The sequence below is a fragment of the Campylobacter sp. LH-2024 genome (assembly GCF_048270605.1).
Lineage (GTDB): Bacteria > Campylobacterota > Campylobacteria > Campylobacterales > Campylobacteraceae > Campylobacter_D > Campylobacter_D molothri.
Genome location: NZ_CP168139.1, coordinates 945,362 through 966,686 on the forward strand (window position 1 = coordinate 945,362; position 21,325 = coordinate 966,686).

Annotated in this window: 23 protein-coding genes; 19 read left to right on the forward strand and 4 right to left on the reverse strand. The window is 27.4% G+C overall.

Annotated features, from left to right (window positions below; genetic code table 11):
• Positions 1-23: 23 nt before the first annotated feature.
• From ACD570_RS04800 to ACD570_RS04830, 7 genes are read left to right on the forward strand one after another with little or no spacing between them, the layout of a single operon-like run.
• The gene (locus tag ACD570_RS04800) at positions 24-410 is read left to right on the forward strand and encodes a c-type cytochrome (RefSeq protein ID WP_337198294.1); all 387 of its coding nucleotides are present in this window, start codon (positions 24-26) and stop codon (positions 408-410) included.
• A complete protein-coding gene (gene hemL / locus ACD570_RS04805; RefSeq protein WP_337202581.1) occupies positions 400-1,674 on the forward strand; it encodes a glutamate-1-semialdehyde 2,1-aminomutase in 1,275 nt (424 codons plus the stop codon). The genes ACD570_RS04800 and hemL overlap by 11 nt, the downstream gene beginning before the upstream one ends.
• Positions 1,671-1,952: an AtpZ/AtpI family protein gene (locus tag ACD570_RS04810; RefSeq protein WP_337202582.1), complete on the forward strand. Its 282-nt coding sequence runs from the start codon at positions 1,671-1,673 to the stop codon at positions 1,950-1,952. Before hemL ends, ACD570_RS04810 begins: the two co-directional genes overlap by 4 nt.
• A complete protein-coding gene (locus ACD570_RS04815; protein WP_417904178.1) occupies positions 1,952-2,449 on the forward strand; it encodes a hypothetical protein in 498 nt (165 codons plus the stop codon). Before ACD570_RS04810 ends, ACD570_RS04815 begins: the two co-directional genes overlap by 1 nt.
• Positions 2,427-3,614, forward strand: coding sequence for an MFS transporter (locus ACD570_RS04820; protein ID WP_417904179.1), 1,188 nt, complete (start codon positions 2,427-2,429; stop codon positions 3,612-3,614). Before ACD570_RS04815 ends, ACD570_RS04820 begins: the two co-directional genes overlap by 23 nt.
• The gene (locus ACD570_RS04825) at positions 3,607-5,655 is read left to right on the forward strand and encodes a flagellar hook-length control protein FliK (RefSeq protein WP_417904180.1); all 2,049 of its coding nucleotides are present in this window, start codon (positions 3,607-3,609) and stop codon (positions 5,653-5,655) included. The genes ACD570_RS04820 and ACD570_RS04825 overlap by 8 nt, the downstream gene beginning before the upstream one ends.
• Positions 5,652-5,933 carry a FlhB-like flagellar biosynthesis protein gene (locus tag ACD570_RS04830; protein WP_200282211.1) on the forward strand — a complete coding sequence of 94 codons (282 nt, stop codon included), beginning with the start codon at positions 5,652-5,654 and terminating at the stop codon, positions 5,931-5,933. Before ACD570_RS04825 ends, ACD570_RS04830 begins: the two co-directional genes overlap by 4 nt.
• Here the strand turns inward: ACD570_RS04830 and ACD570_RS04835 are convergent.
• Together ACD570_RS04835 and ACD570_RS04840 are read right to left on the reverse strand one after the other, a co-directional pair.
• Positions 5,930-6,730 (reverse strand): phosphatidylserine decarboxylase, encoded by an 801-nt coding sequence (locus ACD570_RS04835; RefSeq protein ID WP_200282209.1) that lies wholly within the window; start codon positions 6,728-6,730, stop codon positions 5,930-5,932. The two genes, ACD570_RS04830 and ACD570_RS04835, sit on opposite strands and share 4 nt — an antisense overlap.
• Positions 6,730-7,854 carry a metallophosphoesterase gene (locus tag ACD570_RS04840; RefSeq protein WP_417904181.1) on the reverse strand — a complete coding sequence of 375 codons (1,125 nt, stop codon included), beginning with the start codon at positions 7,852-7,854 and terminating at the stop codon, positions 6,730-6,732. Before ACD570_RS04840 ends, ACD570_RS04835 begins: the two co-directional genes overlap by 1 nt.
• 92 nt (positions 7,855-7,946) lie before the next feature.
• On the opposite strand from ACD570_RS04840, the gene gltX reads away from it, so the two are divergent.
• Genes gltX through ACD570_RS04855 form a run of 3 tightly spaced genes read left to right on the forward strand, consistent with a single transcriptional unit; the run spans position 7,947 to position 11,152 of the window.
• Positions 7,947-9,242 carry a glutamate--tRNA ligase gene (gene gltX, locus ACD570_RS04845; protein WP_239820664.1) on the forward strand — a complete coding sequence of 432 codons (1,296 nt, stop codon included), beginning with the start codon at positions 7,947-7,949 and terminating at the stop codon, positions 9,240-9,242.
• Positions 9,243-9,245: 3 nt separating this feature from the next.
• Positions 9,246-9,527, forward strand: a complete 282-nt coding sequence (locus ACD570_RS04850) for a YggT family protein (RefSeq protein ID WP_239820663.1) — start codon at positions 9,246-9,248, stop codon at positions 9,525-9,527.
• Positions 9,524-11,152: a lytic transglycosylase domain-containing protein gene (locus ACD570_RS04855; RefSeq protein ID WP_200282199.1), complete on the forward strand. Its 1,629-nt coding sequence runs from the start codon at positions 9,524-9,526 to the stop codon at positions 11,150-11,152. Before ACD570_RS04850 ends, ACD570_RS04855 begins: the two co-directional genes overlap by 4 nt.
• On the opposite strand, the gene ACD570_RS04860 is transcribed toward ACD570_RS04855, so the two are convergent.
• Positions 11,049-11,534 (reverse strand): hypothetical protein, encoded by a 486-nt coding sequence (locus ACD570_RS04860; protein ID WP_417904182.1) that lies wholly within the window; start codon positions 11,532-11,534, stop codon positions 11,049-11,051. The two genes, ACD570_RS04855 and ACD570_RS04860, sit on opposite strands and share 104 nt — an antisense overlap.
• Positions 11,535-11,638: 104 nt before the next feature.
• Here ACD570_RS04860 and mobB point away from each other — a divergent pair, with 104 nt between their 5' ends.
• The 5 genes from mobB to ACD570_RS04885 are packed head-to-tail and all read left to right on the forward strand — an operon-like array spanning position 11,639 to position 15,993.
• Positions 11,639-12,118: a molybdopterin-guanine dinucleotide biosynthesis protein B gene (gene mobB, locus ACD570_RS04865; RefSeq protein ID WP_200282193.1), complete on the forward strand. Its 480-nt coding sequence runs from the start codon at positions 11,639-11,641 to the stop codon at positions 12,116-12,118.
• Between the two features lie 12 nt (positions 12,119-12,130).
• The gene (locus ACD570_RS04870) at positions 12,131-12,973 is read left to right on the forward strand and encodes a class 1 fructose-bisphosphatase (protein ID WP_337205349.1); all 843 of its coding nucleotides are present in this window, start codon (positions 12,131-12,133) and stop codon (positions 12,971-12,973) included.
• Entirely contained in the window at positions 12,966-13,163 is a 198-nt protein-coding gene (locus tag ACD570_RS04875) for a hypothetical protein (RefSeq protein ID WP_200282187.1), read from the forward strand. Before ACD570_RS04870 ends, ACD570_RS04875 begins: the two co-directional genes overlap by 8 nt.
• 20 nt (positions 13,164-13,183) lie before the next feature.
• The gene (gene metG / locus ACD570_RS04880; protein WP_417904183.1) at positions 13,184-15,052 is read left to right on the forward strand and encodes a methionine--tRNA ligase; all 1,869 of its coding nucleotides are present in this window, start codon (positions 13,184-13,186) and stop codon (positions 15,050-15,052) included.
• Positions 15,052-15,993 carry a hypothetical protein gene (locus ACD570_RS04885; RefSeq protein WP_200282181.1) on the forward strand — a complete coding sequence of 314 codons (942 nt, stop codon included), beginning with the start codon at positions 15,052-15,054 and terminating at the stop codon, positions 15,991-15,993. The genes metG and ACD570_RS04885 overlap by 1 nt, the downstream gene beginning before the upstream one ends.
• Here ACD570_RS04885 and ACD570_RS04890 read toward each other — a convergent pair.
• Entirely contained in the window at positions 15,990-16,442 is a 453-nt protein-coding gene (locus tag ACD570_RS04890; protein WP_417903976.1) for a methylated-DNA--[protein]-cysteine S-methyltransferase, read from the reverse strand. The two genes, ACD570_RS04885 and ACD570_RS04890, sit on opposite strands and share 4 nt — an antisense overlap.
• 102 nt (positions 16,443-16,544) lie before the next feature.
• Between ACD570_RS04890 and ACD570_RS04895 the strand changes: the two genes are divergently transcribed.
• The 4 genes from ACD570_RS04895 to trmA are packed head-to-tail and all read left to right on the forward strand — an operon-like array spanning position 16,545 to position 21,320.
• Positions 16,545-17,786 (forward strand): ankyrin repeat domain-containing protein, encoded by a 1,242-nt coding sequence (locus tag ACD570_RS04895; protein ID WP_417904184.1) that lies wholly within the window; start codon positions 16,545-16,547, stop codon positions 17,784-17,786.
• Positions 17,783-18,532: an SDR family NAD(P)-dependent oxidoreductase gene (locus tag ACD570_RS04900; RefSeq protein ID WP_239820659.1), complete on the forward strand. Its 750-nt coding sequence runs from the start codon at positions 17,783-17,785 to the stop codon at positions 18,530-18,532. Before ACD570_RS04895 ends, ACD570_RS04900 begins: the two co-directional genes overlap by 4 nt.
• Positions 18,529-20,250 (forward strand): Na+/H+ antiporter NhaC family protein, encoded by a 1,722-nt coding sequence (locus ACD570_RS04905; RefSeq protein ID WP_337198304.1) that lies wholly within the window; start codon positions 18,529-18,531, stop codon positions 20,248-20,250. Before ACD570_RS04900 ends, ACD570_RS04905 begins: the two co-directional genes overlap by 4 nt.
• Positions 20,247-21,320, forward strand: coding sequence for a tRNA (uridine(54)-C5)-methyltransferase TrmA (gene trmA / locus ACD570_RS04910; RefSeq protein ID WP_200282172.1), 1,074 nt, complete (start codon positions 20,247-20,249; stop codon positions 21,318-21,320). The genes ACD570_RS04905 and trmA overlap by 4 nt, the downstream gene beginning before the upstream one ends.
• Positions 21,321-21,325 lie beyond the last annotated feature (5 nt).

Here is a 21,325-nt window from a genome sequence, read left to right on the forward strand (position 1 = left end):
AATTTCATTAGCAAGGTTAAATTTTGAAAATCCTTATAACGTTTTTATTTACAACCCTTATTCTTTTTGGTTCTGATTTTATAACTCCAAGAGAATACGCTAAAATGCTTTATGAAAATCCTAGAGGAATTAGTTGTAAAAAATGCCATGGAAATGATGGAAGTGAGCAAATTTTAGGATATTATCTAAAAAAGGGAATTAAAACACCTTATAAAATTCCAAGTATTCAAAACCTTAGTTTTGAAAAGTTTAAAAACTCACTCAATCAAACTAAAAATGCCAAATCTATTATGCCAAATTATTCATTGACCAATGAAGAAATTGTAAGTTTATATAATTATATTAACCAATTTAACAAAAATAAAAAACAGCAATCTACAAATACCAAAGGAGTAAAAAATGACAAATAAAAAAGCTTTTGAACAAGCATGCAAAATAATAGCAGGTGGTGTAAATTCACCGGTTAGAGCTTTTAGTAATGTAGAAAGTGAACCCAGATTTATTGATCATGGTAAAGGTGCTTATATTGTTGATATTGAAGGAAATTCTTATATTGATTATGTACAAAGCTGGGGACCTTTACTTTTTGGACATTGCGATAAAGATATTCAAAAAGCTTGTCAAAATGCTCTTAAAAAAGGTTCAAGTTTTGGAGCCCCTACTTTATTAGAAACAGAACTTGCAAATTTAGTTTTATCAGATTTTCCACATTTAGATAAAATTCGTTTTGTAAATAGTGGAACAGAAGCGACGATGAGCGCAATTCGTCTTGCGCGTGGTTTTACAAAAAAAGATAAAATATTAAAATTTGAAGGGTGTTATCACGGACATTCTGATTCCTTACTTGTCAGCGCTGGAAGTGGTGCTGCTACTTTTAATACTCCAAGTTCTTTAGGAGTATTAAATGAAATTGCAAAATTTACTCTAGTTGCAAAATACAATGATATTCAAAGTGTAAAAGAACTTTTTGCACAGCATCAAGATATTGCTTGTGTTATTATAGAACCTATAGCTGGAAATATGGGTTTGGTTCCAGCTAAACAAGAATTTTTAGAAGATTTAGTACAAATTTGTAAAGCCAACGAAACTTTACTTATTTTTGATGAAGTTATGAGTGGTTATAGAGCCTCATATCTTGGCTCTTATGGAATTAATCATATTAAGGCTGATATTGTTACTTTTGGAAAAGTTATTGGAGGTGGATTGCCAGCGGCAGCTTTTGCAGCTAGAACTGAAATTATGGATATTTTAAGTCCTCTAGGTGGAGTCTATCAGGCTGGAACTCTAAGCGGGAATCCTTTAGCTATGGCAGCAGGAATTGCTAGTATTTCTAAAGCAAAAAAGAAAAAAGATCTGTATGAAAAATTAGCTAAGTTATCTAAACGACTAACTCAAGGTATGAAAAAAATAGCTCTTGAAAGAGGAATTCCTTTACAAACTTGCTATGTAGGTTCTATGTTTGGCTACTTTTTTACAGAAAAAACAGTTGAAAATTATCAAGATGCCTTAAAATCAGATCTTAAACTTTTTTCAAAATTTCATCAAAAAATGCTTAAAAATGGAATTTATCTTGCTCCTTCGCAATTTGAAACTGGTTTTATTTGCTCTAAAATGAATAATAAAATAATTGATACTACTTTAGAAGCAATAAAAGAAAGTTTTAAACAACTATGACAAGAAAAAAAATTATTCATAAAACTATAGAAGCTGCAGACGGTTTAAGTCTTGGAATTTCTATAGTTGTTGCTATTTTCATTGGCATTGGTATTGGGTTTTTACTTCAAAAATTTACCCCTTATCCTTGGTTATTTTGGCTAGGGGTTTTCTGGGGAATTTCTGGTGCAATACTTAATGTTTATAAAGCTTACAAAAAACAAGTAAAAAATTATGAAGAATTTGCAAAACGCGATGAACTAGTAAAAGAAATTATCCAAAAAGAGAAAAATAAGTAATGCAATATAAAAAAACATTTGCTATGGTTATATTTTTAATTCATATTATATTTTTTTTATCCTTTTTGTTTTTAATTCCTTTTAAGCTGAATATATTTTTTAGCTTTGAAATAGCATTTTTTAGTATCGTATTGGTTGTTATGACTTCTTATCTTAGTTATAAAAAAATGATCTATTCTCAAGCAAAAAAATATCAAATAAATCAAAATTTGTTTCTATTCTCTCTTAAAAAGATTAAAAATCTACCTAAAAATATAAAATTTACAATCCCAAAAGACGATTTAGAATTCAGTACAAAAAATAAAATATATTTTTTTGCGACATTTTTTAATTTATTAAAAATTTTTGCTTATGTGATTTTAGTTGCGGGTTTTTTGTTTTTAAACAGACAAGGAATGCTTCATATCATTAGCTATTTGTGTGGAATTTCAAGCCTGCTTATTTGCGTTTTTATTTTTATGATATATATAAGATATGAGTCCAAAAAAAATTATTAAATCAATGACGGCACTTTTTGCCAGCATGGCTTTTTTATTTGCTGGCAACGCTTTAATTGTTACTTCAATCGGCGTCGTTCTTAAAGAAAGAGGAGAAGGCCCTTTGGTTGTGGGGATTATTAGCTCTTGTTTTTTTATTGGAGGGCTTATTGGAACAATAAGTGCACATAAAATTATTTCAAAAATAGGTCATATAAGATCTTTTGGCTTATTTGGTGCTATTTTTGGAATTTCAGCTATGTTACATACTATTAGCAATAATCTTATTTTTTGGGCTATTTTAAGATTTTTAATAGGTGTTTGTTATTATGGTTTTTTAATGGTAATAGAATCTTGGTTAAATGAAAAAAGTAAAAATGCTATTCGCTCAAGAATTTTAGGGTTTTATGAAATAGTATTTTATCTTTCTTTTGGAATAGGAACTTTAATTATTGCTCTTAATTTAAGCAGACATAATGTCTTTATTTTAAGTGCTGCTTTGATTTTATTTTCTTCTTTGCCACTAAATCTAATCAAAATAAAAGAACCTATTTTACCAGCCTCAAGCCCTATTTCTATACCGAAAATTTTTGATATCGCACCTTTGGCTATCATAACCAGTTTTATAGCCGGAATTCTTATAAATGGTTTTTTTTCAATGGCTCCTTTATTTATACTTTTGCAAAAATTTAACAATCAAGCTGTATCTTATTTTACTTTTTGTGGAATTTTAGGTGGTTTTTTTGCCCAAACTATTATGGGAACTATCTCGGACAAATTAGGTAGAAAATTTGCTATTATTACTTGTTCAAGTATAGGTTTTTTTACCATGCTTGTATTTATTTTTTTTAAACCTTGCTTATATATTCAATATTGTTTATCTTTTTTATTGGGTATGGGAATTTTTTGTCTTTATGCTTTAGCATTGGCTAGGGCTAATGATGTATTGGTGATTAAAAACAAAGGTGTAGAATTAGGACGTGGTGTTCTTTTTTGCTATTCTTTGGGATCTTTATTTGGGCCTTTGATTTTAGGTTTTTTAATGCAATATTTTAATACAAAAGGTTTTATTTGGTTTTATATTTCTTTACTTGGATTTTTAATACTCTTTACCATAAATAGACCTCATATTCTAAGTAAAAAATTCAATAAAAAACCTGGAAATATGGTGATGTTAGATGATTAATACTCAACTTACAAGTCAAATTGCTAATGCTCAAAAAAATGATATTAAATTAGATAATGCTCCAGTAAAAGATAAAGCAAATTCTAAAGAAAGTCCTAAAGAAGCGCTTTCAAATGCCCTAAAACAAAATTTAGGTCTAAGTAAAGATGCTAGCAATGAAGAAATAATCTCTAAGCTTATCCAAAATGAAACTAGTACAAAACTCAAAGAACTTGTCAATAAACTTTTAGAACAAATCAATTCTCAAAAAAATCCTGATTCGCCTATGCTTAAGCAAAGTAAAAATTTAAACTTAGCTCCTAACTTTGCTAATGAATTAAAAATATTAAGTACTGAACTTGCAAAAGATGATGTTTTTTCTCAAGTTTTAGATAAGCTAAATCAAATTTTAAAACCAGCAAGCGAAATTAAAAATAACAATTTGGCTCCATTATTTAAAAATTCAGGTGTATTTTTTGAAGCAAAATTAAAAGATGCTTTAAATGAAGAAAGCCTACCTAAAAGTTTTTATTCTCTCTTAAGTACAATTAAGGGTCTAAGCAATGAAAAACTTAGCGTCCAAATTGCTCAATTAGCTGCTGCGAATTTAAACCCAAAAGAGACTCTTAAAGAGCTTAAAAATATATTACAAACCAATAAGAAAGAAAATGCACAAATTTTAGATCAAAGCTCTTTTAAAACGCTTTTAAAGCTAGGATCTAAAATAGAAAATTTTAAAAATTATATCACCAAAAATCCTAGCATGGCTCAAAATAAAATTAATGATATTGCTTACAAAATTTCAAAAGAAATTAAAGCTTTAAAAAATGATTTTTTCAAAGCTTTAAATAAACCAGAAAATATCATGATTCAGGATACAAATATATTAAAAAATGCTGCTAAAGCATTTGAAAAACTTGAAAATACTTTAAAAAATATTTTAGAAAAATCAAATTTAAAAATGCCTAATGATGAAAGCGATATTTTAAAAAACCTTATTTCAAATAAAAAAGATATTCAAAATGAAAATTCTCATGAAGTAAAAAAACATAAAGAACAAACACAAGATGATGAACTAAAACATAAAACACAAGAACATAACCAAGAAAAACATTTAAACGATCAAAAAGCAAATAAAGATGAAAAAAAAGAAATGGAAAATTTTCAAGACCATAAAAATGATAACAATAAAAATAATTTTAACCAAGAAAATACAAAAAATCCTCTTAGAGAAAATGCTAAATTTTTTGAAACAAAAAATGAAAATAACATGCAAAAAATACCTCTAAACAATACACAAAATCAAGAAATTTTTAATAAGCAAAATAATATCAAAAATTTAGCCTTTATCGTAGAAAATTTAGATCTAGAACAAGTGCAAAATCTGAGCAAAGATCTTAGCAATCTTTCAAGAAGACTTAATGAAAGTTTAAGAGAATTAGAACCTCATATCCAACACACAAAAATAAATCAAGCTGAAATAAAAAATTTAGAACGAAAACTTGATTTATCTATGAAGGATTTAGCTCAAATTAAGCCAAAAACAGATCAAGATATAGCAGAATCTTTACATCATGATATCAAATCCACTCTTTTGCAAATTTCAAATTTGGCTAAAAATGAAGGTAATGAAGCTGTTTATAATCAGACCAATAGACTTTTAGCTCAAATTGAAATCAATCAACTAATTTCTCTAGCAAATGATTCTATTAATACCTATTTACCTTTTTCTTGGGAAGATCTTAATGACTCTAAAATTATGTTTAGAAGAGGTAAAAAAGATAAATTTTTTGCTCAAATAAAACTTGAATTTGCTAAGCTTGGAGATTTAGAAATTTTAATTTCTTTAAACCATGAAAAATACATAGACATAAATATTATGGCTGAAAATAAAGAATTTAGAAAAACAATTTATGAAAATGCCCATGAGCTTAAAAAGAATATCAATAAAGCAGGACTTTTAAGCGCTAATTTTTTTGTAGGTGATATCATAAGAAGCAAATTTGATAATAGGGATATTAAAAATTTAGACCTTGAAATGGGGATGGATAAAACAGTATGAGCAAAATTAAAAAATCCATTAAAAAAGCTGTCGCTCTAGGCTACCAAAAAGAAAAGCATTCTGCACCAAAAGTTCTTGCAAGTGGCAAAGGAGAAAGTGCTGCTAAAATTATCTCTTTAGCCAAAGAACATGGAGTGCCTATAAAAGAAGATGAGGATCTGATCGAAATTTTAAGCAAACTTGATCTTGGAGATGAAATCCCACCTAACATGTATAAAGCAGTAGCTGAAGTTTTTGCTTTTATTTATCAAATGGCAAATAAAACTCATAAAAATTAATCAGAAATACTCTCTCCGAATTTAATTTTCTGCCCTATTTCTAATTTTTTATTCCATATACCTTTTTGAGCAATCAATACTATAGTAGAACCTAGTTCAAAGTATCCAAGTTCTTCTGCTTTTTTTAATTTTAAATTCTCATATTCTTTGGTAAAACTATAAGACAATTTAGCATTTGTTCTAATACTGTCATCAAAATTAAAACGCATTTTTCCAACATTTTGCGCACCTATAAAAACAAGCCAAAAAATACCTTTTTCATTTTGACATTTTAAACTTACTCTTTCATTTTTTGTGTAGAGATTGCCAATGGATTTTAAATGTTTTTCATTGACACTATAAAGTAGTCCTCTTGTGTAGGTTGCGCTTAAAATTTGCATATCACAAGGACTATGATAACGATGATAATCTCTTGGCGAGAGATAAATATTGATATAATCTAATCCTTTTTTCAACTCATGAGATTTGAAATTATCTTTTAAAAGCTCCACGACACTATAAGTATGCCCTTTAATTGAAAAGGCAAAATGCTCTTCATCAGCTAAAAAAGTACTCCCGCATTGTAAAATTTTTCCATCACTAGGACTGATAAAACCTTTTTCTATGGTGCGAGGAATTTTTATAGTTCTTGTAAAGAGTTCATTTAAACTTTTATATTCGCAAACATGATCAAATTCGCTCATATCAATTTTAAAATAACTTACATAAAGTTGGTTGATTTTTTTTTGAATTAATTTTGGAAATTTAAATTTAGCTATAAGACCAAAAAGTTTAGAACTTTCTCTTGAAAAATTCATTACAAATCTCCTTTAAGATTTAAAATAACAATTTCACTTGGAGCAAAAACTCTAAGGCTTGGACCCCAAAAACCTGCTCCACTGCTAACATATAATTTTGTTTTTTCACTTAAACTATAAAGCCCATAAACAAAACCTTGTTGAAGTTTAACCAAAAACATAAACGGAAAAATTTGTCCTCCGTGAGTATGTCCGCTTAAAATCAAATCAAAATCACTTAAATCATAAAGCAAAGCTGTTTTTGGCTGATGAGTTAATAAAATACTTGGCTTTGATGTATTTAAATCTACTTTTATCCTTTCTAAATTAGGAGCATATAAACCTTTGTCAATTCCAGCCAAATCAGTCATTCCAGCAATATTAATAAAACCTAGATCTTTATTTTGATTGAGTAAAATTTTCATTTTTGTATGAGTTTTAAGCAAATCTAGGACTTGATTAATTCCATGATAATATTCATGATTTCCTACGGTATAAAAAGTCCCATAGGTTGATTTAAAATCATTTAATTTTGAAATATAAGGCTTCAAATCCCTAGGACTTGCATCAATTAAATCACCGATAATAAAAACCATATCCGGTTTTTGAAAATTAACTTTATTAATCACTTGTTCTAAAAATTTTTCATGTAAATTTTTACCCAAATGCATATCGGTTAAAATAGCAATTTTTAGATCTTTTTTTAAGCCATTAATTTTCAAATTTAATGTATTGATTTCAGGAATTTTTAGAGCATTATGAATGCTTATATAAATTAAAAATACAGAAATTAAAATAATAATAATTTCAAAAATTAAACGAATAAAGATATTAATCTTTTTATAAGCTTTTCCCGAAAGAATTAAAAAAAGTCTAAAAAAATCAAGTATCAAAGTAATAAAAAAAAGACAATAGCTTGGAGCATAACTCATCGATAAAATTTCATACCATAACTCACTTAGATAATCATCTCTTCTTAGGATTAAAAAAACAATTTGAGCTAAAAAAAGCACAAAAAAGATTAATGCGAAAAATTTTTTAAAATACTTAAAAAGTAAGAATTTATTAATCAAACGCTTGTAAATATATAAATTAACTAAGCCAAATATAACTAAAATAATAAAAGATAAAAATAAATACATCATAAAAGTAATTATATCAAGTAAATATTAAATATCTGTATAAAATTATTTGTTATAATTTTGTTTTTTGAGAATCCAAAATACAAGGTTTTACAATGTATCGTTTTGCCCCATCTCCAACAGGAGATATGCACATAGGAAATTTACGCGTAGCTTTATTTAATTACATCTGCGCTAAACAAAAAAATACTTATTTTGTCTTACGTATAGAAGATACTGATAAAGCAAGAAATATAGAAGGCAAAGAAGAAGAAATAAAACAAATCCTAAGCCTTTTTGGAATTTCTTGGCAAGAATATTACATACAAAGTGAGAATTTGAAATTTCATCGCCAAATGGCTTTAAAGCTTGTCAGCGAAAAAAAAGCTTTTGCTTGCTTTTGTACAGAAAAAGAATTAGAAGAAAAAAAAGAATTAGCAAAACAACAAGGAAAACCTTATCGATACGATGGAACTTGTGAAAAATTAGCAGATATTGATATTTTAGAATGTGAAAAACCTTTTGTTATTCGCCTTAAAAAACCCAATAAAACGATAGAATTTTTAGATCTCATCAAAGGTAAGCTTAGTTTTGAGCCTGATAATATTGATTCTTTTGTTATTATGAGAACTGACAAAACCCCTACTTACAATTTTGCTTGTGCTGTCGATGATATGCTTGAAAATATTACTTGCATTATACGTGGGGAAGATCATGTTTCAAATACACCTAAACAAGAACATATTCGCCAAAGCTTAGGCTATGATCAAAAAATAAGCTATGCGCATTTGCCTATCATTCTTAATGAACAAGGTGTTAAAATGAGCAAAAGAGAGGCACATTCTTCTGTAAAATGGTTGCTAGAACAAGGAATATTGCCAAGTGCAATTGCTAATTATCTTCTTATCTTAGGGAATAAAACTCCTTGTGAAATTTTTACTATAAATGAAGCTATTTCTTGGTTTGATATCAATAAAATCTCAAAATCTCCTGCTAAATTTGATCTAAAGAAACTTTTACAGATTAATCGGGAGCATATAAAATTGCTAGAAAATTCCAAGCTTAATGAAATTTTAAATTCTACAAGAGATTTAGCTGATTTAGCAAAATTTTATACTCAAGAAGCAAGCACAATTAAAGAATTAAAAGAAAAAATTCATGCTATTTTTAGTCCTAAAGATTATCTTGAATTTGAGAAAGAATGTAAAATTTTAAAAGAAATTCTAAATGGCATAGAACTTTTTGAAAAGTATGATGATTTCAAAGGTTATCTTTTACAAAAAAGCGGCTTAAAAGGTAAAAATTTCTTTATGCCTTTAAGGATTATTCTAACAGGAAATATACATGGGCCAGAACTTAGCGATCTTTATCCGCATATAAAAAATTTTATACATGAATTAGCGAGGATATAAATTATGATTATGGATTCTTTTATTTATGCTATCTTTCAAATTTTACACATTGTTATTAATATTTATACTTGGATTATTATTATTACTGCACTTTTAAGCTGGGTTAATCCAGATCCATATAATCCTATTGTTCAAATTTTATATAAGCTTAGCTATCCTGCTTATGCTTTAGTAAGAAAAATTCCAACACGTATAGGAAATATTGATTTAGCACCCTTAATTATACTTTTGGCTTTACAATTTTTCAGCTTTTTTCTTGATGGTATCTTAAGGAGTCTTTTGTGAAAAAAATATGCTTATTGTTTTTAAGTTTTATATATCTTAATGCGTTAGAATACGATTTAAAAACTTTAAAAAAACAAGATAATTCTTTAGCTAAAGATTATTATATTTATAGACTTTTAGAAAAAAAGACTTTGGGTAAAGAAGAAATTGAAAATTTAAAATCTCATATTTTTCGTTATACTGGCAAAATAAAAACAGAATTTGAGAAAATTATTCCTATTAAACCCTATATTAATCCAAAATATATACAATGTTATACTTATACAAACAATACTATTTTAGATGCGAATTTAAGTTGTCAAAGCGTACGTTTAAATTCTATTTCTTTTATTGAGAGTTTAAGTAATAAAGATCGAGATATATTGGCAAAAAAATTTGATTCTAAAAGACCTGATTTTTCAAATTTACTTCTTGCTTTTAATTCTAACAAGCCTATGAAATATATGGAAGAAAAAGACGATGTAAATGGTTTTTATAAGCTTTATAAATACTTAAAAACCGATGATGGAGATTTTGACATAAATGCAAGTTTTGTAAATAAAATCTCTAATTACAATGATTTTGATAATTTTGCTCAAACCATTATTATTCAAAAGCAATATCCAAAATTTAGATATTCTCTTTTGCAAATAAATCCAAAAAATACCAAAGAATATACAGCATTTTATTTAGGTATTAATGCCTTAACTTACAATAAAGATCATATAGCTTATGAATTTTTTAAACAAGCTGCACAAACTTTTAAAAGTAGAAGCGGTAGAGATAATGCTATTTTTTGGATGTGGTTAATCAAAAAGGATGAAAAAGATTTACAAATGCTTGCTCAAAGCAATTCTTTAAATATCTATAGCCTTTATGCTAAAGAATTAACCCACACCGCTTTTCCTAAAATCGAAACAATTAATGTTAATAAGAAAAAAAATGATTTTAATATGCAAGATCCGTTTGCATGGCAAAAGCTTAATAAAACCATACTTGAAGCTAACGCAACACAATTAGATGTATTAGCTAAAAAATTCGATACTGAAGAAACTTTACCTATCTATGCTTATATTTTAGAGAGAAAATCTAAATTTAAAAAGCATTATTTTATCACACCTTATTATCAGTACATTAAAGATTATGATATTCCTAGACAAGCTTTAATTTTAGCTATCGCTAGACAAGAAAGTAGATTTATTCCTACAGCTATTTCGGTCTCTTATGCATTAGGTTTAATGCAATTTATGCCTTTTTTAGCTAATCATATCGGAGAAAAAGAATTAAAAATTCCAAATTTTGATCAAGATTTTATGTTTAAGCCTGAAATAGCTTTTTATTTTGGAAACCATCATTTAGATTATTTAGAAAAAAGATTAAAATCCCCTTTATTTATAGCTTATGCTTATAACGGTGGTATAGGATTTGTAACAAGATTGTTAGCTAAAGATGATATGTTTAAAAATGGAAAATATGAACCTTTTTTATCTATGGAATTAGTTCCTTATCAAGAAAGCCGAATTTATGGAAAAAAAGTATTGGCTAATTATATTGTGTATCGACATCTTCTGAACGATAGTATAAAGATTTCGGATATTTTTGAAAATTTAATTCAAAACAAGGCAAATGATTTAAACAAATCTTAGCCTTAACAAAATTTTCTGCTTTTTCACTGGGAAGGGTTGCCTCTAAATATTTTGTGTAATTATTTTGTAATAAATATTTCAAAAAAGATGGATCTAGTTCTTTAATATCGGCTTTTTTATTATTTAAAAAAATCTCTAAACTATCTATGTTAAAAGAATCAGGGGTAAGCGTAAAAGCAAAAATATCATTATCGCTAGAATAATCCAAAACAGGATTTAAATAAGACATTGTAACAATAGCATTAAGATTATTTTGCGATATTTTATATTTTTGCGAAAACATAAGAGTTTGGGTTTTTAAATTTGTATCTACAATAATAGGATCTTTTATAGAACATGCACTAAAAAATAAAATACCAGATAATAAAAAAGAAATTCTCATACGCTAACCTAAAAAAAATATTTTTTATAATTCTAGCCTTTTAACTCTATTTTTTGGTTTAAAATATTATAATTTAGTTTTAATTTTTAGGAAAACAAAAAATTATGGAAAAATTAATTATGGCCTTTAGTGGCCCATCAAATTCTGGAAAAACAACTCTTATTACAAAAATTTCGAATGAATTTATAAATCAAGGATTGAAAGTTCTTATCATTAAGCATGATCCCGCAGATAAAGCTCAGTTTGATTTTAATGGAAAAGATAGTTTTAAATTTTTTCAAACCGGTGCAGAAGTAATGGTTTTAAGTCCTACAAGGACGACTTTTTTTTCTCATCAACAAAGAGATATTTTAAAAGCCTTACAATTATCACAAGACTTTGATATATGTTTAGTTGAAGGTTTAAAAAATTTAGATCTACCGCGTATTAGTGTTTTTTGCCAAGAAATTGATGAGAGTTATTTTCCATTTTCTAAAGCTATTGCAAGTTATAATAAAATTTCTCACGCGAATTTAATTTGGCTTGATTTAAACAATATTAAAGAAATTTGTAGATATATATTAAACAATGCAAAAAAAATCTAAAAAGGAGAGTTAATGGAAGAATTAATTTCTTATATTCAAAAAGCTATTTTAGAAATTTCAGATTCTTTGAAATTTCCAGATACAAGTTATAGCCAAAACCACAATTCTACAGGCGATACTCAACTTAAATTTGATATATTAAGTGATGAGATTATTACAAAAACCTTAAGTCAATGCCCTACCCTTAAAGCCATTATCAGTGAAGAAAAAAATGAAATTTTAAAAATTAATGATAATGCAAAATATATTGTAGCTTATGATCCGCTTGATGGTTCTAGCCTTATGGATGTTAATTTTGCCATAGGGTCTATTTTTGGTATTTATGAAGAAAAAGCTAGTGCTAAAAATTTAAAAGCAGCGGTTTATAGCATGTATGGAGCTAGATTAGAAATGGTTATTTGTGAAGATACTCCTAAATTATATCGTCTCAATAAAAATAATGAATTTATTTTTATTAAAGAATTAAAAATGGAAGAAAAAGGGGAAATTAACGCTACAGGCGGAACACAGAAATTTTGGGACGAAAAACACACTCGATTTATCAAATTCTTATTTGATGAAAACTATCGTTTAAGATACTCTGGAGCTATGGTAAGTGATATCAACCAAATTCTACTCAAAGGAGGTGGAATTTTTAGTTATCCAGCGACAAAAGATTCTCCTAAAGGAAAATTAAGAGCTTTTTTTGAAGTTTTCCCTTTGGCGTTTATCGTGGAAAAGGCGGGTGGAAAAACTACAAATGGAAGTAATCAATCTTTACTTGATCTCGAATTTGAAGCTATACATGCAACAACTCCTTGTTTTTTTGGTTCCAAATACGAAATTGAAAAACTTCTGGAAATTTATAATGGCTGAAACTAGAGACAAATTTGAACAAGAAATGGATAATAAAAAAGAAATTTTATTATCCTGTCAAAATTCAAAAAACTTAAATTCTTGCTATAATTGCGAAGAAATTTTTACTTGCCAAACACGCAAAGACTATGTTGATGCTGTTTATAATAGCATGTCTAAGGGCAAGACCGAAGGCGGATTTGATTTTTAAATTTTTTAAGGAAATTAAACATGCGTTATATTACAACTCCAATTTATTATGTAAATGATGTGCCTCATTTAGGACACGCTTATACCACTATTATTGCTGATACTATGGCTAGATTTTATCGCCTGCAAGGTCATGAAACAAAATTTTTAACAGGGACTGATGAACACGGACAAAAAATAGAGCAAGCAGCAAAAGAAAGAAATTCAACACCTAAAGAATATACAGATAAAATCAGTGCTGAATTTAAAAAGCTATGGAATGAATTAGAAATTAATTATGATATTTATGCTAGAACTACAGATCAAACACATATTGAATTTGTACAAGCTATGTTTTTAAAAATGTGGCAAAAAGGTGATATATATAAAGATCAATACGAAGGACATTACTGCATTTCCTGTGAAAGTTTTTTTACTAAAAGTCAATTAATCAATGAAACTTGCTGTCCAGATTGTGGAAAAAATACTACACTTTTAAAAGAAGAAAGTTATTTTTTCAAGCTTTCAAAATATCAAGATCAAATTCTAAAATGGTATGAAGAAAAAGATCCTATTCTTCCTAAAAATAAAAAAAACGAACTTATAAATTTTATACAAAATGGACTCAAAGATCTTTCTATTACGCGAACAAGTTTTGATTGGGGTATTAAACTTCCAAAAGAAATTAATGATGAAAAGCATATAATTTATGTTTGGCTTGATGCGCTTTTTATTTATGTTAGTTCTTTAAAAGCTCAAAATGAAAAATTTTGGCCTGCGCATATTCATCTAGTTGGTAAAGATATCTTGCGTTTTCATGCAATTTATTGGCCAGCTTTTTTGATGAGCGTAGATCTACCCTTACCTAAATTTATAGGCGCTCACGGCTGGTGGACTAAAGAAGGCGAAAAAATGAGTAAATCTAAAGGCAATGTTATTAAGCCTAAAGAAATTGTAGATACTTATGGCATAGAAGCTTTTAGATATTTCTTGCTTAGAGAGGTTCCCTTTGGAAACGATGGTGATTTTAGTGAAAGTATGCTTATCAATCGTATCAATGCAGAATTAAGTAATGAATTTGGCAATTTACTCAATCGTATTATAGGAATGAGTCAAAAATATAACAATGGGATGATTACTCAAAATAAGATTTTAGATTTTTATAAAAATGAACTCGATGAAGCAATGCAATATCTAAAACTTGCTATAGATTATTTAGAAAATTTACAATGCAATCGCTATTTAGAAGAGATTTTTAAGGCCTTAAGTGTAGCAAATTTAGCTATTAGCAAATACGAACCTTGGAATTTAATCAAAGAAAATAAACTCGATGAAGCAAACGCGCTTATTGGGCTTTGTGCAAATATTTTAGCTAAAACTAGTATTTTATTAAGCCCTGCTTTGCCAAATTCTTGTAAAAAAATTTCTCAAGCTTTAAATTTTGAAATTTCGACTATTAATTATGAAAAGTTGATTATTAATAATGAATTATTTAACTTTAAAGCTACAGTTTGTGACGTTTTATTTCCAAAAATTGAAATTAAACAACCAGAAGTAAAACAAGAAATTAAAAAAGAGGAAAAAGCAAAAATAAAAATCGAAGATTTTTCTAAAATAGAAATCAAAGTTGCGACGGTTTTAGAGTGTCAAAATATAGAAGGTAGTGAAAAACTTTTAAAATTTCAACTTGAGCTTGAAAATAAAGAAATTCGCCAAGTAGTCTCTGGCATAGCCAAATACTATAAAGCTTGTGATTTAGTAGGAAAACAAGTTTGCGTTGTAACCAATCTTAAAAAAGCAAAAATTTTTGGACATGAAAGTAATGGTATGATATTAAGTGCAAAATATAATGAAAAGCTTGTACTTATTACTCCTGAACAGTTGATTCACAATGGAGCATTAATAGGTTGATGAATATAAGTAACTTAAGTGAGCTTATCCATGCTAATATACTTAATGAAGGAAGTATTTTAAGTGTAGCTGGATTTGCTTTAAATCTCAATGAATTAAAAAGCGAATTTGCCTTTTTTAGTAATGATGAAAAAGAAATTCTTCAGGCAATTGAAAAAGGTGCTTTTGCAATTATATCCGAATATGAATTTTTTATTAAAGATAAAGAAATTTATTATCTTAAGGTTGAAAATTTAGAAATTTCCTTAATGAAGCTTTTGCGCTTTTTATGTGAAGAAAAAGAATGTAAATTTTTATCGCTAAAATCTTATGAATTAAGTCTTTGCAAAGCATTTTCTCTAAATGTTTTAAAAGGAAATATTTTTATAGATTTTGATGTCCTTATCAAAGCAAAAAAAGGAGAAATTTTTTGCTTTAATGATGAAAATTATTTACTTAAAATTTGTGCCAATACTGAAATTTTAAAAGAAGTTAATTTTACCCTCCTTTCTAGATCGAGTTTCTTTTTTACTACTTTAGTTTGCGATAATTTGTATTTTAAAAATTTAAATTTGCCTTTTGTATATGCACAAATATTTGCAAAAATCATAACTTATTTAAAAGAAAAAAATATTAAAATCAACTTTGATTTTAATAAAATAGATGATTTTAAAATTTATTTTATTGATGAAAAATTTGAAATTTGTGAATTTGGTACAAGTGTAAAAGCTTTTATAGTTGTCAATAATCAAAATACCTTTGATTACTGGAATGAAAATTTCAAGCATGCTAAGGGTTTTAAAACAGCGGTAAAAAATTCCTTATTTTGTGATTTTTCATACAGCAAACTTTCAGATCTTAAAAATTTAAAAGATTTTAAGTATTGTCTTATTTTGGAAAATCACGAAGATTTTGAACAAGAATTTGAAAGCAAATCCAATCAACTTCCAAGCTTATTTTAAATTTTTATACCTTCATTTTGAAGTAAAAATTTCTTAATGCTAACTCCACCATTATATCCGCCAATACTATTTTTTGCAACTACACGATGACAAGGGATAAAAATGGGAATATTATTTTTAGAATTGGCATTTCCAACAGCTCTAAAAGCTTTAGGGTGATTGATATTTTGTGCAAGATCTTTATAGGTAATTGTTTGCCCATAGGGAATTTGCATCAAAGCTTTATAAACTTTTACCTCAAAGCTACTTCCTTGAATTTTTAAAGGAGTTTTAAAAATTTTTAATTTTTTAGAAAAATAATTTTTTAATTCCCAAGAAGCAAATTTTAACAATTCGCATGAATTTTCCTCAAAATATTCTCCAAAACAAAAATCAACTTCGGTTAAAAATTCGCCATCACTTTTTAACAATAAAGAACATATAGGTAATTTATAAAAAACTTGAAACATAGTAAATTATACTAAAATCTTTATAATATCTAAATGATTAATTTAAATTTAAAGCTTATTTGAGTTAAAATATCAAATCAATTTCCAAAAAAAGGAAAAAAATTGAAAGTATTTTTTATTTTGTTTTGCGGACTAATAAATTTAGTGGCGCAAGATATTATAGACTGTGATTATATAAAAAAAAATAGAACACAAATTTTTGAACAAAATAGTAATTTTACACATCTTGAAATAGCTTCAAAATGCCCTGATTCTTTAAAAAATCAAATTTTTACTCAAAAACTTTATAAAATAGCTAATGAAATTCGTGGAGAAAATAGTGCTTGTAATGGTATAGAATATTTACCTAAACTTCAAAAATTCGATTTTTTGCTTTTAAAAATAGCGCTTGATCCCAAATCTTATCAAAAAAATTTAGACACTCCAGAAAACTTAGAGAAAAAATATGATATTTTAAAATCTTATTTTAGATATTGGGCCTATCAAAGTATAGGTAATTTTAGACTTTATAGAGATTTTTGGCAAGAATATAATCAAGCTATTAATCCTTTGGAAAAATACTTTCAAGATAATTTTAATTTTGATCAAGGAAGTAACACTTATTATGCAACTAATGCTTTAAATGAATTTTTAAATTGGGCTGTAGGCGAAACAAAGATTTATAAAGATATCAGTCCTTTGGCTAAGGTAGTTTCAAATAAAAATAATTCTATAGAATATATACAAGATTTTCTTTTTAAAAATAATCTTAGCAAAGATGAGCTTACTATTGGTTTGCAAGCTGCACTTTTAAATCAAAGAAAGCAACCCATACTTGATCTTTTAATTCACTATGGTGCTAGAATTGATGAAGGCTATGAAGATGCTTTGTTTTATGCGTTAGAAAATTATGATAATACTAAATTTTTATTAGATATAGGTGCTGATGTAAATAGTAGCAACGCTTTTGGAAAAACTCCTTTATTTTATGCTATTGAATTTAACCGAAAAGATATTATTTCCTTGCTTTTACAATATGGAGCCGATGTTAATAAAAAATACATTAACAATAATGAAAAATTAGCCTTAAGCGCTAATAACTATGATAACACCCCTTATTTTATAACCTTTTGTGCTTTAGAACATACTTCAAAAAATGTTTTAATGCATGCTGCTGCTTATGGGGATGTTGAGATATTAAAAATGCTTATCTCAAAAGGCGCTAAAATTCATGATATAGATGATTTAGGTTTCAATGCGCTTGATTTTGCTATAGCTGCAGGAAAACAAGAAAATGCAAATTATCTTAAAAGTCTTGGATTAAAAGCAAATGAAAATTTATTTTACGGAGGAAGTTTGGAATGAAAACAGCTTTAATCACTGGAACCAGTTCTGGATTTGGCGAAGCTTGCGTCAAAGCTTTAATCAAAGAGGGATTTAAAGTTATAGCTATAGCTAGACGCGAAGAAAGACTTAAACTTTTAAAACAAACATTTCAAGAAAAAATATATACCATAGCTTTAGATATACGCGAAAAAGAAAAGGTTTTTTCACAAATACAAAATTTACCTAAAGAATTTCAAGAAATTGATATTTTAATTAACAATGCAGGACTTGCCTTAGGACAAGATGAATTTGATAGTTTAAATTTAGAAGATATCGAAACCATGGTTGATACAAACATTAAAGGTTTTTTGTATATTGCTAGAGCTGTAATTCCTATACTTAGAAAGCAAAAAAATGCTTATATTTTTAATCTAGGCTCCGTTGCAGCTACTAATCCTTATTTTGGAGGCAATGTGTATTGCGGAACCAAAGCTTTTGTTGGACAATTTTCCAAAGCTTTAAGAAATGATTTACGCGGAAGTAATATTAAAGTTACTAATATTGCCCCTGGTTTATGCAAAACAGAATTTAGTGAGGTAAGATTTAAAGGTGATAAAGAAAAGGCTGATGAAGTTTATAAAGATACAAAATTTATTAGTGCTGAAGATATTGCAAAAGTTATTTTATCTATTATCAATCTTCCAGAGCATATTAATATCAATGAAATAGAACTCATGCCAATCACTCAAACTTGGAATGGCTTTTACATAGAGAAGAGTCAATGAAAATATTTTTATTTGTTTGTTTGCCACTATTTTGCTTAGCTTCTTCTGAAGCCAATGCTAATTTATTTGGAATTTTTACTTTAATACCTCCTTTTATTGCTATTGCTTTAGCTTTTATCACTAAAGATGTGATTTTGTCTCTTTTTATGGGTGTTTTAAGCGGAACTTTTCTTTTAAGTCTTTCCACTCATATCTTAAAAGAACATTCCCTTTCACTGCTCAATTTTTATAATACGGCCGTAGAATCATTTTCTAAAATCATTGCTTTTATTTTAAATTCTGCTTCAGATCCTGCCAATGCAGGTATTATTTTACAAATTCTTTGCATAGGTGGACTTGTGGCACTTGTAACCAAAATGGGTGGTGCAAAAGCTATGGCTTTAAAATTTGCAAAAAGAGCAAAATCTGCTGTAAGTGCTCAAGTTAATACTTGGTTTTTAGGACTTTTAATATTTTTTGATGATTATGCTAATTTATTAATAGTTGGACCTATCATGCGTCCTTTGGCAGATAAATTTAAAATTTCGCGTGAAAAATTTGCTTTTATTATCGATTCTACGGCTGCACCTGTAGCTGGTATTGCTATTATTTCAACTTGGATAGGTGTAGAAATTTCTCTTATTAAAACTGCTTATAAAGATATTGGTTACGAAAATATCAACGCCTTTGGTATTTTTTTAGAAACCATTCCTTATCGTTTTTATAATATTTTTATGCTCTTTTTTGTTTTAATGACAGCAATTATGAAAAGAGAATTTGGTCCTATGTATCAAGCACAAATGCGCGCTATAACTACTGGAAAAATCGCTCCTATCGTAAAATCTAAAACTCTAGATACAGCAGAATTGGAAGATCAATTTTTAGCTCCCAAGGATGAAATAAAAATTTGCGTTTTTAATGCTATTATTCCTATTTTAACTCTTATGATTCTTGCTTTACTTGGTTTTTATTTTAATGGCTTTAATGCTTTATCAGGAGAAGAGTTAGAAAAGGCCAATGCTTATCCTCTTTCTTTTGAAACCCTAAGAATGGTTTTTGGAAAGGCTGACTCTTCTGTCGTTCTTTTTCAAGCGGCTTTATTTTCAAGTATTGTAGCAATATTTATTGGGGTTTATCGCAAAATTTTTAATATTAAAGAAGCTATTGAAACATGGATTTATGGATGGAAAACAATGATTTTTACCATCATATTACTTTTACTTGCTTGGTCACTTTCAAGCATTGTAAAAGAGCTTGGAACTTCACTTTTTATTACAAGTTTATTAGCAGATAAAATGCCTGATTATATTTTACCTGCGACTATTTTTGCTTTTGCTTCAGGCATTTCTTTTGCTATAGGCACAAGTTATGGAACTATGGGAATTTTAATGCCTCTAGCTGTTCCATTGGCCTATAAAATTGCACAACTTAGCGGAATGGATGCTAATGCTATGCATCATTATATAGTGATTAATATTAGTTGTGTTTTAACAGGAGCTATTTTTGGAAACCATTGTTCTCCAATTGCTGATAATGTTATCTTATCTTCAATGAGCGCAAAATGTGATCACATGGAGCATGTAAAAACTCAAATTCCTTATGCTTTATTTATTTGTGCTATTTCTTTATTGACAGGATATATTCCAGTATCTTTAGGTGTTAGTATTTGGATTGTTTTACCTTGCAATTTAATTCTTATTGCTTTATTGCTTAAGATAATAGGAAAAAAATTACCATGAGTCTTAAAGAATTTGGCAATATAATCGATTTTCAAGAAAAAATTTCTTTCATAAAAGATTTTTTTCTTGAATTTTATAATGGAGAAATTGATTTTTTTAATTCTCCAATAAAACATTTTAGGACTAGAGCCGAATTTTCTTTTTATCATGATAATCATAAAATTTATTATGCAATGTTTGATCCAAAAACCAAGAAAAAGATTATCATAGATAATATTGATTTTCCAGATAAAAAAATTTGTGATTTTATGCCCATTTTACTTGAAAAAATTGAAACTAATATCAATTTAAAAGAAAAACTTTTTGGAGTGGAATTTTTAGCAACAAAGCATGAATTAAGCACCACTCTACTCTATCATAAAAATATAGAAACCATTAATCAAGATCTAGCTAATTTAAGCTCTAAATTAAACTGTAACTTAATTGCAAGAAGTAAAAATAAAAAATTAGTTTTTAATCATGAAAATTTAAAACAAAGTCTTTTGATAGGAGATAAAGAAATTTTTTATGAATTTAATAATGATTGTTTTATTCAGCCTAATACTTTTATCAATGAAAAAATGATTTCTTGGGTCAAAGAAAGTCTTGCTTTTGAGGTTAAAAAAGATCTACTTGAGCTTTATTGTGGTTATGGTAATTTTACCCTTGCCTTGGCTGATGATTTTTCTAAAATTTTAGCAACTGAAATTTCAAAAAACAATATCCATTTTGCTCTTAAAAATTGTGAATTAAATGATGTTAAAAATATTTATTTTGTTCGTCTTTCTAGCGAAGAATTAAGCCAAGCTTTAAAGAAAGAGAGAGATTTTTTTCGCTTAAGGCAATTTAATTTAGATGATTTTCATTTTTCTCATGTTTTAGTTGATCCTCCTCGTGCAGGATTAGATAAAAGCGTGATAGATTTGATAAAGCAATATGATAATATTATTTATATCTCATGTAATCCCATAAGCCTTAAAGAAAATTTAAAGGTATTAAATCAAACACATAAAATAACAAAAATGGCTATTTTTGATCAATTTGCCAATACTCCACATTTAGAGTGTGCAACACTACTTACTAAATCATAAAGAAA